The 14,763-nt window shown below is 40.0% G+C and carries 16 protein-coding genes and 2 pseudogenes; 5 read left to right on the top strand and 13 right to left on the bottom strand.

Translation table 11 applies throughout. The features are described from left to right. Positions 1-5: 5 nt before the first annotated feature. Together noc and rsmG are read right to left on the bottom strand one after the other, a co-directional pair. Complete coding sequence (gene noc, locus BLP58_RS08380) at positions 6-845, bottom strand: nucleoid occlusion protein (RefSeq protein ID WP_013854828.1); 840 nt, start codon at positions 843-845, stop codon at positions 6-8. A gap of 14 nt (positions 846-859) precedes the next feature. Beyond that, positions 860-1,582, bottom strand: coding sequence for a 16S rRNA (guanine(527)-N(7))-methyltransferase RsmG (gene rsmG, locus BLP58_RS08375; RefSeq protein ID WP_013854829.1), 723 nt, complete (start codon positions 1,580-1,582; stop codon positions 860-862). 161 nt (positions 1,583-1,743) lie between these two features. Between rsmG and BLP58_RS08370 the strand changes: the two genes are divergently transcribed. Next, a complete protein-coding gene (locus BLP58_RS08370; protein WP_013854830.1) occupies positions 1,744-2,280 on the top strand; it encodes a CvpA family protein in 537 nt (178 codons plus the stop codon). Positions 2,281-2,318: 38 nt separating this feature from the next. On the opposite strand, the gene BLP58_RS08365 is transcribed toward BLP58_RS08370, so the two are convergent. The 6 genes from BLP58_RS08365 to BLP58_RS08340 form a co-directional block, all read right to left on the bottom strand. After that, a complete protein-coding gene (locus BLP58_RS08365; protein WP_013854831.1) occupies positions 2,319-3,248 on the bottom strand; it encodes an FAD:protein FMN transferase in 930 nt (309 codons plus the stop codon). Between the two features lie 8 nt (positions 3,249-3,256). Next, the gene (locus tag BLP58_RS08360) at positions 3,257-4,042 is read right to left on the bottom strand and encodes a tyrosine-protein phosphatase (protein ID WP_095342163.1); all 786 of its coding nucleotides are present in this window, start codon (positions 4,040-4,042) and stop codon (positions 3,257-3,259) included. An 87-nt stretch (positions 4,043-4,129) separates the two neighbouring features. Continuing rightward, entirely contained in the window at positions 4,130-4,678 is a 549-nt protein-coding gene (locus BLP58_RS08355; RefSeq protein ID WP_013854833.1) for an NADPH-dependent FMN reductase, read from the bottom strand. A gap of 12 nt (positions 4,679-4,690) precedes the next feature. Then, the gene (locus tag BLP58_RS08350) at positions 4,691-5,230 is read right to left on the bottom strand and encodes an NADPH-dependent FMN reductase (protein ID WP_013854834.1); all 540 of its coding nucleotides are present in this window, start codon (positions 5,228-5,230) and stop codon (positions 4,691-4,693) included. A gap of 153 nt (positions 5,231-5,383) precedes the next feature. Then, entirely contained in the window at positions 5,384-6,007 is a 624-nt protein-coding gene (locus tag BLP58_RS08345) for a TetR/AcrR family transcriptional regulator (protein ID WP_013854835.1), read from the bottom strand. 126 nt (positions 6,008-6,133) lie between these two features. Then, positions 6,134-6,379: a hypothetical protein gene (locus BLP58_RS08340; RefSeq protein ID WP_013854836.1), complete on the bottom strand. Its 246-nt coding sequence runs from the start codon at positions 6,377-6,379 to the stop codon at positions 6,134-6,136. A 100-nt stretch (positions 6,380-6,479) separates the two neighbouring features. Here BLP58_RS08340 and BLP58_RS08335 point away from each other — a divergent pair. Continuing rightward, positions 6,480-7,903: pseudogene (locus BLP58_RS08335) on the top strand (C69 family dipeptidase). A gap of 40 nt (positions 7,904-7,943) precedes the next feature. Here the strand turns inward: BLP58_RS08335 and BLP58_RS08330 are convergent. The 4 genes from BLP58_RS08330 to BLP58_RS08315 form a co-directional block, all read right to left on the bottom strand. Continuing rightward, positions 7,944-8,618, bottom strand: a complete 675-nt coding sequence (locus BLP58_RS08330; RefSeq protein ID WP_013854837.1) for an ABC transporter ATP-binding protein — start codon at positions 8,616-8,618, stop codon at positions 7,944-7,946. Position 8,619: 1 nt separating this feature from the next. After that, entirely contained in the window at positions 8,620-9,681 is a 1,062-nt protein-coding gene (locus BLP58_RS08325) for an FtsX-like permease family protein (RefSeq protein WP_013854838.1), read from the bottom strand. Continuing rightward, positions 9,682-10,209, bottom strand: a complete 528-nt coding sequence (locus BLP58_RS08320; protein ID WP_013854839.1) for a TetR/AcrR family transcriptional regulator — start codon at positions 10,207-10,209, stop codon at positions 9,682-9,684. It lies immediately after the preceding gene. Positions 10,210-10,320: 111 nt separating this feature from the next. Continuing rightward, positions 10,321-10,920 carry a histidine phosphatase family protein gene (locus BLP58_RS08315; protein ID WP_013854840.1) on the bottom strand — a complete coding sequence of 200 codons (600 nt, stop codon included), beginning with the start codon at positions 10,918-10,920 and terminating at the stop codon, positions 10,321-10,323. Between the two features lie 99 nt (positions 10,921-11,019). Between BLP58_RS08315 and BLP58_RS08310 the strand changes: the two genes are divergently transcribed. After that, positions 11,020-11,763 carry an alpha/beta hydrolase gene (locus BLP58_RS08310; protein WP_025084251.1) on the top strand — a complete coding sequence of 248 codons (744 nt, stop codon included), beginning with the start codon at positions 11,020-11,022 and terminating at the stop codon, positions 11,761-11,763. Here BLP58_RS08310 and yaaA read toward each other — a convergent pair. Further along, positions 11,760-12,522: pseudogene (gene yaaA, locus BLP58_RS08305) on the bottom strand (peroxide stress protein YaaA). The gene BLP58_RS08310 and the pseudogene yaaA overlap by 4 nt on opposite strands. 148 nt (positions 12,523-12,670) lie before the next feature. Between yaaA and BLP58_RS08300 the strand changes: the two are divergent. Together BLP58_RS08300 and BLP58_RS08295 are read left to right on the top strand one after the other, a co-directional pair. Next, on the top strand, positions 12,671-13,285 hold the full coding sequence (locus BLP58_RS08300; RefSeq protein ID WP_013854090.1) for an IS607 family transposase: 615 nt from the start codon (positions 12,671-12,673) through the stop codon (positions 13,283-13,285). Next, positions 13,282-14,565 (top strand): RNA-guided endonuclease InsQ/TnpB family protein, encoded by a 1,284-nt coding sequence (locus BLP58_RS08295; protein WP_013854089.1) that lies wholly within the window; start codon positions 13,282-13,284, stop codon positions 14,563-14,565. Before BLP58_RS08300 ends, BLP58_RS08295 begins: the two co-directional genes overlap by 4 nt. Positions 14,566-14,763 lie beyond the last annotated feature (198 nt).

The raw sequence follows: 14,763 nt of genomic DNA, 5'->3' as shown, positions 1-14,763 counted from the left end.
CTTCCCTACTTTCTCTTTAATTCAATCGTGATCTTGTAGTCGTCGGGATTCTTGTCTTCCTTGACTTTAACTCTAATGCCAGAGTCCTTAGCCAATTTAACGGCCTTTTTAATCGTGTTGATTTGCACTTTTAGGTCCTTAGGGATACGACTAGTAACCTTCTGCTCCGGCTTATTCTTTTCTTTCTTTTCCCGCTTAGGATTAAAGTATTCATCAACATTTTGAGCAATTGCTTCAGTTTGCTTAACGTTCAAGCCTTTTTCTTCAATTTCCGCTAAAACACGCTTTTGATCTTCATCATTTAATCCAATTAAGGCACGACCATGACGAGCAGTAATTTTGCCGGCAATCAGAGCTTCTTGCACATCATCGCCTAATTTTAACAAACGCAATTTATTAGCAACGTATGATTGCGACTTTCCCATGTCCTTAGCCAATGCCGTTTGCGTTAAGTCATTCAGCTTCATTAAGTTGGTGTAGGCCTTAGCTTCATCAATCGGATTCAAGTCCTCACGCTGCAAGTTTTCAATTAAAGCCAGCGAAGCAGCTTGATCGTCATCCATATTCTTTACAATTGCTGGAATAGTATCCCAACCTAAGCTTTTCGCAGCCCGATAACGCCGCTCACCAGCAATAATCTCATATTGATCGCCATCTTCACGCACAACGATTGGCTGCAGCAGTCCATCCTGATCAAGCGTTTTAGCTAATTCTTTAATAGAATTATCTGAAAATTCACGCCGCGGTTGATAACGGTTAGGAACGATTTTGTCCAATTCAAGATCTTGAATTTGCTTATTTTTTGGGACTTCATCATCATGATGCATAAAAGAAAATAATGACATTGTTCATCCTCCTACTAATGTATTGGTTTACGCCGCGGCGTCCCTGCTTGACGGGGATACTTTTTAGGCGTTGGCTTGATTTTTTGCATTAAAACCAAGGTTCTTTCTTCTTCACTCTCTGGCAAAGTTAATTCTTCTGCTTTAATTAGTTTACCGCCCAAGGTAGTAATTGCTTTTGAGCCATCATCCAGCTCAGCTTGTGCCTTAGGTCCCTTCAATGCAACGAAATAACCGCCCTGCTTAACTAAGGGCAAGCAGTATTCGCTAAGTACGCTCATCCGAGCCACTGCACGAGCAGTCACGATATCGAATTTTTCACGATACAATTTATTTTGCCCAACATCTTCAGCGCGGCCATGCACTAATTCGACATTGTCTAGACCCAGTTTAGCAATCAATTCCTTTAAAAAAGTCAATCGCTTGGCCAGTGAATCGACAATCGTAACCCTCAAAGTTGGCTTCAAAATCTTCAGCGGAATAGAAGGAAAGCCTGCACCAGCGCCAACATCGCATAGACTAGCGCCATCTTTAAAAATAGTGCCAAAAACAAATAATGGCGTAATGCTATCGTAAAAATGCTTGAGATAGACCTCGTCTTCAGCGGTAATACGCGTCAAGTTAACGTGCTGGTTAAACTCGATTAAAAAATTAAAGTAAAGTTTAAATTGTTCTTTTTGTTTATCTGTTAATTGAAAATTATGTTTTGATAGTTCTAAAATAAATTTTTCCGGATTCATTTTTCACCCGTGAAACCTTGTTTCACACTTCTAAATTTAACGCCAAATATCCTGATTAGTAAAGATATATCATCTTTTTAATTATGGAGTATTTTATCGCAATCGTCAAAGTTTTACCGCCTTGAAATTAGGGTATAATAAGACGGCAAGGAGAAGAAAATATGGTTGTTACTTTAATTGTTTTGGCTTACTTAGCCTATCAAGCATATTCGGGTTATAAGACTGGCTTTACCCGCTATATTATCGGTTTAATTTGTTCGGCGATCGTCTTCATGGTGGCGATTATTATGCAAAATCCATTTGGCAACTGGCTTTATATGCAATTCACCGGTCAGTTGATCAAAAGCAACTCAACTACCAACGTTGAATTAATGCTGGCACGGTTTGCGGCTTTCTTCATTATCTTCTTTGTAGGCAAGATGATCATGAAGATTTTTAAAAATTGGATACCCGCTAAGAATCCTAATGCCACAAATTTAGGCAGCTTATTAGATAGCGTACTGGGAGCGTTAGCATCCCTAGTCGCCAGCTACTTCGTCGTATATGTAGTCTTGTCGATGTTCAACGCATTGCAGAATCCTTGGTTCATGCAGCAGACAATCGATTCTAGCTTTTTGCGGTTCATCATCTACAATACGCCTGGTCTTTCCAACGGCGTCTTCAACAATATCTTTAATATCGGTAAAACAGTCGGATAAACAAAAAATGAGGAAACGAATAATATCGTCCTCATTTTTTATTGCCCAAAATTATCATATTCAACGTGTTCATCGTTATAAACAAAGATGGCACCAATGTGATCAGGATTCTTATGCCAATCTTTCATCGGATGGCCCGCAAAGAATAATCGCTTGCATTCAATCTCCGCCTCGACAGAATCCTTTGTAAAAGTCGTTACCCCTGCCAAATCGGTCTTAACAGGATACCCTGTTCTAGGATCGATCAAGTGGTGGTATTTTTTGCCATTCACAATCAAATAGCGTTCATAAGTACCGCTAGTAACCGCAGAACACTTCGGCACCATTACCGAAGTAATATTATCACCACGCGGCTCCTTTGGATCTTGCACGCCAATCGACCACTGCCCGCTGGCTCTCTTAGGTGAATCACCCACCAGCAGGATATTGCCGCCTAGATTAATAATGCCAGCCTCTACGCCATATGCTTCCCAAAGATCGCGGATTCGATCAGCAATCCAGCCTTTAGCAATGCCACCAAGATCCAATTCCATGCCCTTCATCTGCAAGAAGACGCTTTGATTTTGATCATTTAATACTACCTTAAACGGATCCGTCAGCAGCATTTTATCTTTAATTTCGCTATCTTTTGGAACGTGGGCACCCTTAAAGCCAATATGCCAAAGCTTGACTACCGGTCCAATTAAGGCATTAAAGCCAAAATTCTCACGGCTTTGCTCAACAGCCAACTTGACTAACCCGTAAACGGCACTGGAGACTTGTACTGCATGATCTCCAGCTGCATGGTTGATATCCATGACTTCAGATTTATCACGGTTAACGGTAAATAAATCTTCATAATGATCAATTAAATCAAATGATTTTTTTAATAAAGTACGTTCTTGAGTACCAAAAATTTGTAATGTAATTGAAGTCCCTAACGCATGGTGTTGACCGACTACTTGCTCTAATGCTAAATCTTTAATCATTTTATTGCCTAGTCTTCCAAATATAAATCACGTAACGCATCACGCAACTCTGGCGTAACGCCTATCTTTTCCTCAAGATAATTATCAAGCCCGCCAAAATTCTGCTCAATTGCGATTAGTGCAGTATCTAAAAAGGCATCGCTAACTGAACCTAGGATGCGCATGTTAGCGCGAAAGCAAAGATTTTCACCATTTTTCTTCATAATGACATCGCGCTTAGCACGATAATCATTAAGCATGTAATTCGAGTACAGGTAATCTTGTCTAATGGTTTCCAGATCAACGCCTAGCAGATACAGAATGACGACCGTAACGATGCCTGTCCGGTCCTTTCCTTCTGAGCAGTGATACAGAACTGCGCCATCCTTAGTATTAGCTAAAATTTCTAGAATTCGGTGCAAACTGCGTTGGGCATGTTCTTTCATTACATGATCGCGATAACGATCACACATCATCTGAAAGCCAGCGTACTGATCCTTACGATAAATGGCAAAAACTTGTCCCAGATCTTTTTTGCCACCCTTAGTATTGTCGTCTAATGAAATTGGCACATCGATGTGTTCCACGCCTGAAATTTCACTATCAGGCATACGGCGACATTCATGGGGTGAACGAAGATCAATAATTTTAGTCAAGCCATAATTACGCAAAAATTGCTCGTCATGCGCGGTAATATTACTAATCTTACCTGTTCTCAACAATCGGTGCATCTTCACCTTGCGTCCTTGATAGCCCACATAGCCACCTATATCACGCGGATTGCGAACTTTCTCTAATGGTAAAACATTTAACATCGCCATTCACTTCACCTCTATCTATAACGAAAAAACCGGATAGTCTCTATCCGGTAATTTTACTATTGCGTTGTCTAACTAGCAAAATTATTTATTTGCTTGCTTAACAAAGTTAATAAAGTTCTCCATCATTGCATCTAATTGCTTGACGTAACCCTCATTAGTTAATTCGCCAGTATTTTTGTCAAAATTGCCTGCAGCACCACCAATTAAAACTTCGTTGCCTGGCAAAACATTAGCGCTCATATCTGGCGAAAGCAAGATCTCACGAGCATCTTCTTGAGCACGGCTTGAGCCTTGGATCCCATAGGATGTACCAACAACAGCTGCTGGTTTCATCTTCATTACATTAGGACCAGCATGAGAACCTAACCATTCCAGTGCACTCTTCAATGCGGCAGGAATAGAGTGATCATATTCAGGCGTAGTAACAATGATGCCATCGGCATTTTTGATATCTTCAATCCATTGCTTAGTTTTCTCGTCAGGTTGATCAGTTCTGCAGAATGGCTTGAGTTCATCAATTTCTTTTACTTCAATATCAGCCTTGTCGCCATAACGCTTAGCAATAAACTTAGCTAAAAAACGGTTGTATGAAAATGGAGCATTTGTACCAACGATTGCTAATAATTTCATTTAATAAGCCCCCTACTTAGTAAGTTGTGCGTACCAGTCATCAACTTCGTCAAAGAAATGATCTAAGAATTTCAACGTTCCTGGATCTGCTAAATTGCCTTCTTCGTCGAATTGCTGAGGTGCGATTCCCATCATGAATTCATCACCATTAAAGACGTGAGCACTAAAGCCTGGAGCTGCCAGAATACTCTTCAAACGAGTCTGTGAACGAGCAGCACCTTGAGGCATTGGTGAAGTTGAAACAATGACTACTAGCTTATCGTGGAATGGATGAGCCGAACTAGACAGCCATTCTAAGACACTTTTTAGTGCACTAGTAACGGAGTGCTGTTGTTCTGGCGAACCGATCAAAACTACATCAGCATCGTGAACTTTTTTGCTTAATGCAAGAATCTCAGCTGGAGCATCCACGCCTTCTTTATACATCGGCAATCCCTTAACCGTAGCAAAGTCAAAGTCATATTTGTGATCAAAATGGTTCATAATGACCTTGAGCAGTTTTTCATTAAATGAGTTGTCGGCATTTGAGCCACATAAAGCTAATACCTTCATAAAAACCACCTTTCAAAAATCTCTTATCTTCATTATAACTTACTATTTTAAAAATTAACCGTTTTCATTTTTAAAATAACAAAAGAAAAAGACATCTCACACGCGGTGAAAATGTCTTTTTTGGTTTGAAAAGCACAAATGATTGATGAAATATTATGCCAAGTTATCTTTAAGTGATGCTTCGTCGTCTGCAGCGAACATTGGGTTCTCTTCAGTTTCACTAAGACGATCATTAAGCATAGCATCATGGATTTGTGCATTCAAAACATTAACGATTTGGTTTTGGCTGAAGCTGGCAATCTCATTAACTACCAAAGCAGCCATACCAGTGGTTAAAATCCAGTTGGCAATCACAATATCGTGAATCTTGTCTGCATCATAACCAGTATCTGAATATTGTTCCTTAAACTTCTCAACACCAAGATCCATCAAGGTGTCAGCAATTACCTTGCTACCGAACTTGCCGTTAACGAACATTGCACGGAATAAGTTCACATGAGTCTTAGCAAAATCAATGTATGATAAGTCTAAGTCAATCAAAGGTTCGCCAGTGTACTTTTGTTGCAAAGTGCTGGTTCTCAATTCCTTGGAAATTCTCTTCAATACTTGCGCACGAAGGTCGCCCATATTGTCAAATTCCAAGTACAAAGGTTGAGTAGAGAAGTGACCTGCCTTCGCAATGCTACGAGCAGTCAAGCCTTCTAGCCCATCCTTAACAGCCATCTTATAAGCCGTATCTAAAATCTTGTCTTTACTAATTTCTTTTCTTCTTGCCATTTTAATGCACCTCAATCATTTTATTCAGTATGTGCTTTTCAATACTGCTGTTATTTTTATCTTCGTGACTATCATATATCCAATAAATAACAAATGCAAGTCCTAAACACAGTTTTTTTGAATTTCTTAAAATCGCTTGAATAGCGATGCATCATTGTTTCCGGTAAATTGATCATAATGTGAAGATACCATTTCAATAACTGCTTGTTTATCCAATCCTTGCTCTGCGCAAAAGGCAAAGAAGGCTGCCGAAAGGATGTAACCGCGTTCACGATCATCTTTTAAATTATCTGAAAACTTCATATTAATGGAGTGATCAGCGTAATCGGTTGTCAATTCAATTGACTTATTCTCTGGATTATTGTCGCTCATTTTATTACCTCATTTTTCGTCAGGATTAAAATAATAATATAAAAACCTAAATTAAACTATTATAATTATATTACAAATTGTTTCAGAAAGCGTGAATTTTATGAATACTACAGTTGGACGTTCATCTTGTACTTCAATTTTAATCGGCAAAAAGGCATCCCTATCGGGCAGTGTAATCATCGGACGCAATGAAGATGCCAAAACGGCTTGGCCAAAGCACCTAGCTTTTAATTTGCATCAAGAAAAGAAAAATAATCATTTTAAATCTAAAGATAACAAATTCGAATTGGATTTGCCGGAAACTATTTTTGCCTATTCTTCTACCCCAGAATGGACTGATAAATACGGCGTCTTCGAAGAAGATGGCATCAATGAATATCACGTTGCCATGAGTGCCACTGAGAGTGCCTATGCTAATGATCGCGTGATGGCTGTTGATCCGTTTGACACGGAAAAGGGCATTCTAGAAGAAGCAATGGTGACTGTTGTATTGCCTTATGTTAAAACCGCACGTCAAGGCGTAAAACGTCTAGGGCAAATTGTCGCAGACCATGGTGCAGCCGAAGCCGATGGCATTCTCTTTGCTGATCGCGATGAAGCTTGGTATATGGAAATCGGCTCAGGTCATCATTGGGTAGCCGAAAGAATTCCAGATGATTCTTACGCGATAGTCGCTAACCAATTGGCTATTCAAAAAATTGACTTTAATAGCGAAGACTTTATGTATTCAGATGGTTTACAGGAATTCGTTTACCAAAATCACTTGTGGCCCCAAGACAGGCCCTTTATCTGGCGCGACATTTTCGGTACGCATGACGACAGCGACTTGCACTACAACACGCCGCGAGTATGGAGCGGACAACAATTGCTTACCCCATCAGTTGAGCAAGCTCCTGAAAGTTTTAACTTGCCATTTACGAGAAAACCAGATTCACCAATTTCTAGTCAAGATGCACAGCGCGTATTAAGCGACCACTATAACAATACAGTTTTTGACTTAACTAATGCTAAAAACAAAAACAGTGCTACCTTCAGGCCCATCTCAGTAGCCACGACGCAGTAGCCACGACGCAGGAATCACATTTGCTTGAATTAAATGGAGAAAACATGATTCACTGGCTGGCAATGGGCGTAACCGCACAAAGCGTTTATGTGCCGTTCTATCCGCAAGGAACCAAGGTGCCTTACACTTGGAAAAATGGCAAGGAAACTTACACGCAAAACTCCGCTTACTGGGTCTTCAAACTAGCTGGCGTCCTAGTCGACCGCGATAGGAGCAAATATGGCTCTGCTTTAAGCAATACGCAAAGTGCCACTAATGCTAAATTATTGCAGCTAAGACACCAATATGATGAAAAATTAAAGCAAGAAACAGACCTGGCAAAGCAGGTTGACTTAGTCAATGAAGCCAACAGCAAACTAGCTAAAACCGCTACGGATGCTTATCAAAAACTAACTGCTAAGCTAATTACTGAGCAGACTGGTGATTCACCACTGCGCTTTAAAATGGATCCTAACTTATAATTAAAAATGGTCTGGAATGCCAGATCATGTTTTAGTTAATTCACTTTTTCTTGGTCATTGTGCCGTCCATCATCTCATAGATATGGTCGGCATATTTTTCTAGTCGGGGATCGTGCGTTACTAGCATAACGGCTTTGTCACGCTTTTTAGCTAAATCCTTAAATAATTGTCCTACTTCTTCAACGTTTTGGGTATCAAGCAAAGCAGTTGGCTCATCAGCTAGCAGAATCTCAGGGTTGGCATACAGTGCCCGCGCGATTGCGGCCCGCTGCTGCTGACCACCTGATAATTCCCCAGGATATTTTCTGAGCAATTTGGTAATTCCGAGCTGTTTAAGCAGATCCTGCAATTCTGCCTTAGACAAATTATTCTGCTTCTTTACTTTATCCACCAAAGTGAACTGCTCGTTAACTGTTAAAAATGGTACTAAATTATAAGCTTGCAGAACAAAACCAATTTTGCCTAAACGTAATTCATTGCTTTTCTTCGCTGAAAAATCGCTAATATCAGCATCATTAATCAGAACTTGTCCCGATGTTGGCTTCTGCAAAGAACCTGCAATCGTTAAAAACGTACTCTTACCAGCACCAGATGGTCCCATAATTAATACGACTTCACCCTTGTCTGCCTTAAAGTTGATGTCTTTCAAGGCCACGACTTGTGCTTCGCCTTTGCCATAAACTTTTTTTACATCTTTTAATTCAATTACTGCCATTTTATTCACCAATCGCCTTTGCTGGATCAACTTTCAAGATCGATCTAATTGGAATCAAACTACCGATGATGCCCATTAACAGCATCCCAACTGTACCACCAAGCGCAATTAACGGCGTGAATTTCACTGGTACGGCATCTGGTAAAAGTAATGCTGTAAGCCACATTAAAATCAAACCAATGATCACGCCAATCACTACCAAAATAATCGATTGACTAATCGTAGCACTGATCAAAGTTTTACTTGGAATTCCTTGAGCCCGCATTACGGCAAAATTATGCATCTTTTGCATAGTTAAGATGTACAAGAAGACCGCGATAACAATTAATGAAATTACAAACAAGAAACCAATCATTAAATCAAAGGTCATGTTTTGTGCGGTATAGCCGGGTAACTCACTGATGAACTTTTCTACTGAATAAGTCTTGGCGTCTTTATAATTAAAATCCAGTTTACTATTCTGAGAAATAACCGCAGAAGCAGCTACATTTGGAGCGGCCATGCGCAACTTCTTCCACGTAGCAAATCGACTATAAACAATTGGTGCAATATTGATCTTGGCGTTATTGACAAAGCCAACGATCTTGTACTTCTTGCTTGAACCATTGAGGCTAATCTTATCGCCTAGATGATAGCCTTGATCTTTAAAACTAGAATCAACGGTTACCTCGTTGGTCTTCTTTGCCTTTTTACCGGCAACTAAATCTTGATCTTTATAAATAAATTGATCTTTTTTAATGCCTAAAAACTGGGCCGAAACCGATTGATGGCCTTTGGCCTTGGCTACTATGCCTAATTCACCAACAACGGCGTCTTTTTTAGTCATCTTAAAATTTTTCAGATCTTCTTTAGTTAAGACCGACTGATTCATATTGATATTGGAATTCTTATTCAATACCACTCTTTGTGTATTCCAACTCTCGATTGCCTGCGTATTTTGACTAGATAATCCAATTGCCAGTGATGACAGCATGAAGATTAAGTAGCTAATTAAAAAAATTATCAAAACAATCAAGCCATAACGCAGCTTTTCGTGTTTGATTTCTTTAATTGCTAAAAACAATTAATCCACTCCCTTTGCTAAAATTTCTAGACTCTTCTTATAACGAGCCAAATTTTGTTCTTGATTTTCTGGGTCAGATAAACAGAGATTAATTACTTCATGACTCAGTACCATCGCGCTCCATAATTGCGGTCCCATGTGCAGCAATTGCCTAGAATATATCTTGAAATTATCGGGTATTAGATATTCATTTTGCGACATGTGCAGTTTCATCATCGGCTCATACTTGCCGCCCTGCGTCTTATCAATAAAGCGAACTACTTGTTCATAAAAGACCTTCGGATCAAACTTTTCGTCTGGACTCATATTCACGTGAATCTGTTCAATCGCAATATGGTACATATAAACATATGCATCCGTTAGATCATCGAAATATTTATAAAACGCGCCGCGAGCAATGTCAGCTTTCTTGACAATATGAGATACTTTCGCATCTGCCAAAGGATAGGTACTGAATTCATCAAGCAATACTTTTTCAATTCCCTTGCGCTTAGCTTCTGGTAAGTTTTTAAAAGTTGATTTAACCATTATTATCCTCTCTTTCCATTATGACAATTCGTCACTTAGTATCTTTATCATAATCATTTGTGACACATTGTCAATACATGCACACAAAAAAAGGGCTTTTTTGCCCTACTTTTACGCCAATAAACGATTATAGTAGATTAACCGCGGAATGCCAGCGCGTACACTGAACTTAGTTAGCGCGCTATTATTCATCGTGTCGATCTTATCCATATCGCCATTCGTCAAATAATGAGCCGTCATCATTCTAATTAAGCGACCATGAGCTACAACGAGTACCTTTTTATCTGAATACTTGTGGTACATCTCGTCTAAGAATTCACCACAGCGTTGGTCAAATTCCTCATAAGTCTCACCATTAGGGGCATATTTAACATAATTACGGTTGACCTTGCCCCATGGATCCATGACATCAGGATATTTCTTAGCTAAATCTGCCATCTTTTTCCCATCCCAATCGTCAAAATCAAATTCTAATAAGCGATCATCGAGCTTGATTTGCTTTTGACCCTTAGTAAAAATCTCCGCGGTCTCTACAGCACGCTTCATTGGACTAGAATAGACTACGTCAAATTGACTCTCATCAAAATTTTTGGCAGCTTTTTGGGCATATTCACGCCCATAATCATTCAGTTCTGCATCAACTTGCGCTCCTTGGATGCGGTTATCTTTATTCACGTCTGTCTGTCCATGACGGATAAATACAATTTCCATCTGATTACCAATCTTTCCATTTTCTTAATCTATTTTTTTACTTTTTTATCACGCTAAAAGTTTACAATAAATAGTAGTAAATATACAGGGGGGAAAAATATGTCCCGCATTACAATTCAAAGAGACGGCCTTACCTTAGTCGGAGACCGCGAAGAACCATTTGGCGAGATCTATGATATGGCCATCATTATGCATGGCTTTACCGCAAATAGAAATACTAATTTATTAAAAGAAATCGCAGCTATTCTGCGCGATGAAAATGTAGCTAGCGTCCGCTTCGACTTCAATGGCCACGGTGAAAGCGACGGCAAGTTCGAAAATATGACCGTCTGCAACGAGATTGAGGACGCAAAGGCAATCCTGCAATACGTCCGCACCGATCCTCATGTGCGCGATATCTTCTTGGTAGGTCATTCTCAAGGCGGCGTAGTAGCGTCAATGCTAGCTGGGCTTTATCCTGATTTAATTAAAAAAGTCGTACTCCTAGCTCCTGCCGCTCAATTAAAAGACGATGCCATCAAGGGCAACACACAAGGCGCAACTTACAATCCTGACCATATTCCAGCCGCTGTTCCTTTCCGTAATAAAAAATTAGGTGGCTTCTATCTTAGAACAGCACAGGTTTTGCCAATTTACGAAATTTCACAGCGTTTCACTGGTCCGGTTTCCGTAATTGCAGGTACGAATGATCAAACGGTTGATCCTAAATATGCTAAAAAGTATGACGAAGTTTATGAAAATAGTGAACTTCACCTGCTCGATGGTGGCGATCACCGTTTTACTGGTAAATACCAAGCAATGGGGGCTGATTTAACCGCCCAATTTTTAAAGCCATTATTTTAGCGGCGGGTAAAATCAAAGTTAGTTCGAAAAACGTAGTGATCTTGGCTACTGACTTCAGGCGTAAATTTAAATTCAAAATCATGAAAAGCTTGCAATTCCGCGGGCTTTTTTATTTGCCTTTCGGCAATGAAACGAACCATTTCACCCCGTGCCATCTTGGCATGGACACCCACGGTCTTCCAGCGTCCATTTTTCAGCTCCTGAAAGTCGATCGTGATCATCTGTCGCTGGTCAGTTAAGTAAGGTTTAATTAAACGCATATACTGCTTAGAAGCTAAATTGATGACTAAATTATCTGCTTCAAAAAGCTGATCCGCAATAGCACTACCCCAGAAGTGATACAAACTATAGTCGCGAAAACCGATCATCTTGGTATTTAGCTCCAAGCGATAAGGACAAACGCCATCAAAAGGTCGCAGCATCCCGTAAAAACCAGATAGAATGCGTAAATTTTGTTGAATATAATCCCAGCGCAGGCTGAGTAAACAGGTCTGGTGCCATATATTGATACTGAATCCCCGAAAAGGCTAGAATTGCAGGAGTTAAACGATGATCTAAATCCATCTGTCGCAATTGCAAGATGCTCTGCTCAGTCACTTTTTTACTAGTATGCCACAGAGTATTCAGCTGGTCTTCACTCCTAGATTTCAAGAATTTTTCTAGTATCCTTGTTTTAGCTAAAAATGCAGGCTTGGATTGAACCGGAAAAGAATCACGATCAATCTTCATAATCTTAGCTGGAGCAATAATAACTTTCATTTTATCAGTCCTTTAGGTAAACTATTGATGATTAACAGAAGGAGAAAGGAATGATTAACTATTATATAATGAAAAGCAGAAATAAGTAGAATAAGATAGAAGCATATGCTATAATCTTTCTCAAAGGCAATATGTGGAGGTGAAGATTATGGCTATGCTTAAACCTAGAGAGATGGCTGACCGTTTAGGAATTACAGTACGTACTTTGCAGGAATGGGATCGCAAGGGAATATTTCCAGCGCACCGCACGCCTACAAACAAGCGCTATTATACCGAGCAGGATTATTTAAGATACGTTAATGGCCAGTCTAGCTCAGAAGAAGACAAGCGCAAGATAGTCGGATATGCAAGAGTTTCTACTGCTAATCAGAAGGGTGATCTTAAGGATCAAGAAGACTTTATCCGCCAATATGCGAATGCAAAAGGCATTATTCTTGATGAAATGATTACCGATATTGGCAGTGGGCTTAACTACAAGCGCAAGAAATGGAATAGACTTCTTGATGAGGTAATGCAAGGCAAGATTAAGACAATCTACATTACCTATCAAGACCGTTTTATTCGCTTCGGCTATGACTGGTTTGAGAAGCTGTGCAATCAAAATGGCACTGAAATAGTAGTGCTGAACAACCAAGAAACCTCGCCTAATGATGAATTAGTGCAGGATGTTCTAAGCATTTTGCATGTATTCTCGTGCCGACTTTATGGTTTGCGTAAATATAAGCATAAGATTAGCGAGGATAAGGAGCTGAGCCAAAAATGATTGTGAAGACACGAATCTACCAGCTATACCCTAATCAGACCATGAAGCAGGTCTTAGACGATTGGTGCGACTATCGCAGATATTGTTGGAATCAAGCACTGGCTCTATGGCAAGACCTATATATGGCTCATACTATCTTGGATAAAGTGGTTGCCACGGTTTTTATTCCCAAGCAGGATAAAAAGACTAAAAAATGGAAAGCAATTCATCGGGATCAGCACCTGAATCCTAGTCCTAACTGGCGCTTAGTGCGCGACAGAATGATCGAGCAAAAAAACGACTGGCAATATGCCTACTCTGCCCGTACTTTACAATTGGCGGTTCAAGATTTAGGCAAAGCATGGGAAAGCTTCTTTAATCAGGCTCAGCCTGATTGGGGCAAGCCAAAGTTCCGTTCCAAGAGAAATCCACGGCAAGGCTTTAAAACCGATCGAGCCAAAATCAAAGACGGGCGACTTTGGCTTGAAATGCCTAGAGAAACGCCTTATAAGGATGACTGGACTGGCATCAAGCTTTCAGAAAAGCCGCTGCCAGGCAAAATTGGCGTAGTATCCATCGTTAGAATTAATGATAAATATTATGCCTGCGTGCCGTATAAGCTAGAAACACCTGTATCAAAGGCAAAAACGGGCAAAGAAGCAGGAATTGATGTCAATGTCGGCCACTTCAATTATCAGGATGGTCAGTGCTTGATTTTGCCTGATTCGCTAAAGCATCTTTATCTTAAAATTAAGTTTTACCAAAAGCGTTTAGCTAAAAAGCGGACAGTCAACGGCAGAATTAAAGGAACGCAAAGCAACAAATACTTGAAGACGAAAGCCAAGCTTCAAGCCTGCTACCAGCGTGCCACTAATATTCAGCGTGACTTGATGCATAAGTTTACTACGAAAATGGCTGATGAATATGACCAGATTGTAATTGAAAGCTTAGACGTTAAGGCAATGCTTATGAGTCATGTAGCTTCGAAGGGCATGCAAAGATCAATGTTCGGACTATTTAGGCAACTGCTGGCTTATAAATGCGCTTGGTACGGCAAAGAACTAATTTTAGCTGATCAGCACTATCCATCAACGCAAAGATGTGCGGTCTGTGGCACGGTCAAAAAAGGCGCTGACAAGATCACTTTAAAAGGCAATCAGAAGCATGGAACAAAGCACAATGAGTATATCTGCTACAATCCAGCTTGCCCTAATTACGGCAAAACGGTTGATCGTGACGTAAATGCCATGAAAAACCTTACGCTGTTGATCAGTCATCCCGAATTAAACAAAGCATTATAAAAAAATCCACGGTCAGGCTATGGCCGATAACGATGCCATCATAGCTGGTCAATGCGATTACTCCCTAGTTGGAATATCGGAATACCGGTGTTTGACGGTGGTGAATATAGAATGGAAAGGGAAAAATGTAAACCTTTGAGGCATGGAAAATACCGTTCTTTTATGTTCTTCCATGCTTTTCCACATTTTATATAGCAG

The organism is Lactobacillus kefiranofaciens (genome assembly GCF_900103655.1).
GTDB classification, from domain to species: domain Bacteria; phylum Bacillota; class Bacilli; order Lactobacillales; family Lactobacillaceae; genus Lactobacillus; species Lactobacillus kefiranofaciens.
The sequence above is the reverse complement of the archived record's forward strand: the minus strand, read 5'-3'. Positions and strand labels throughout refer to the sequence as shown.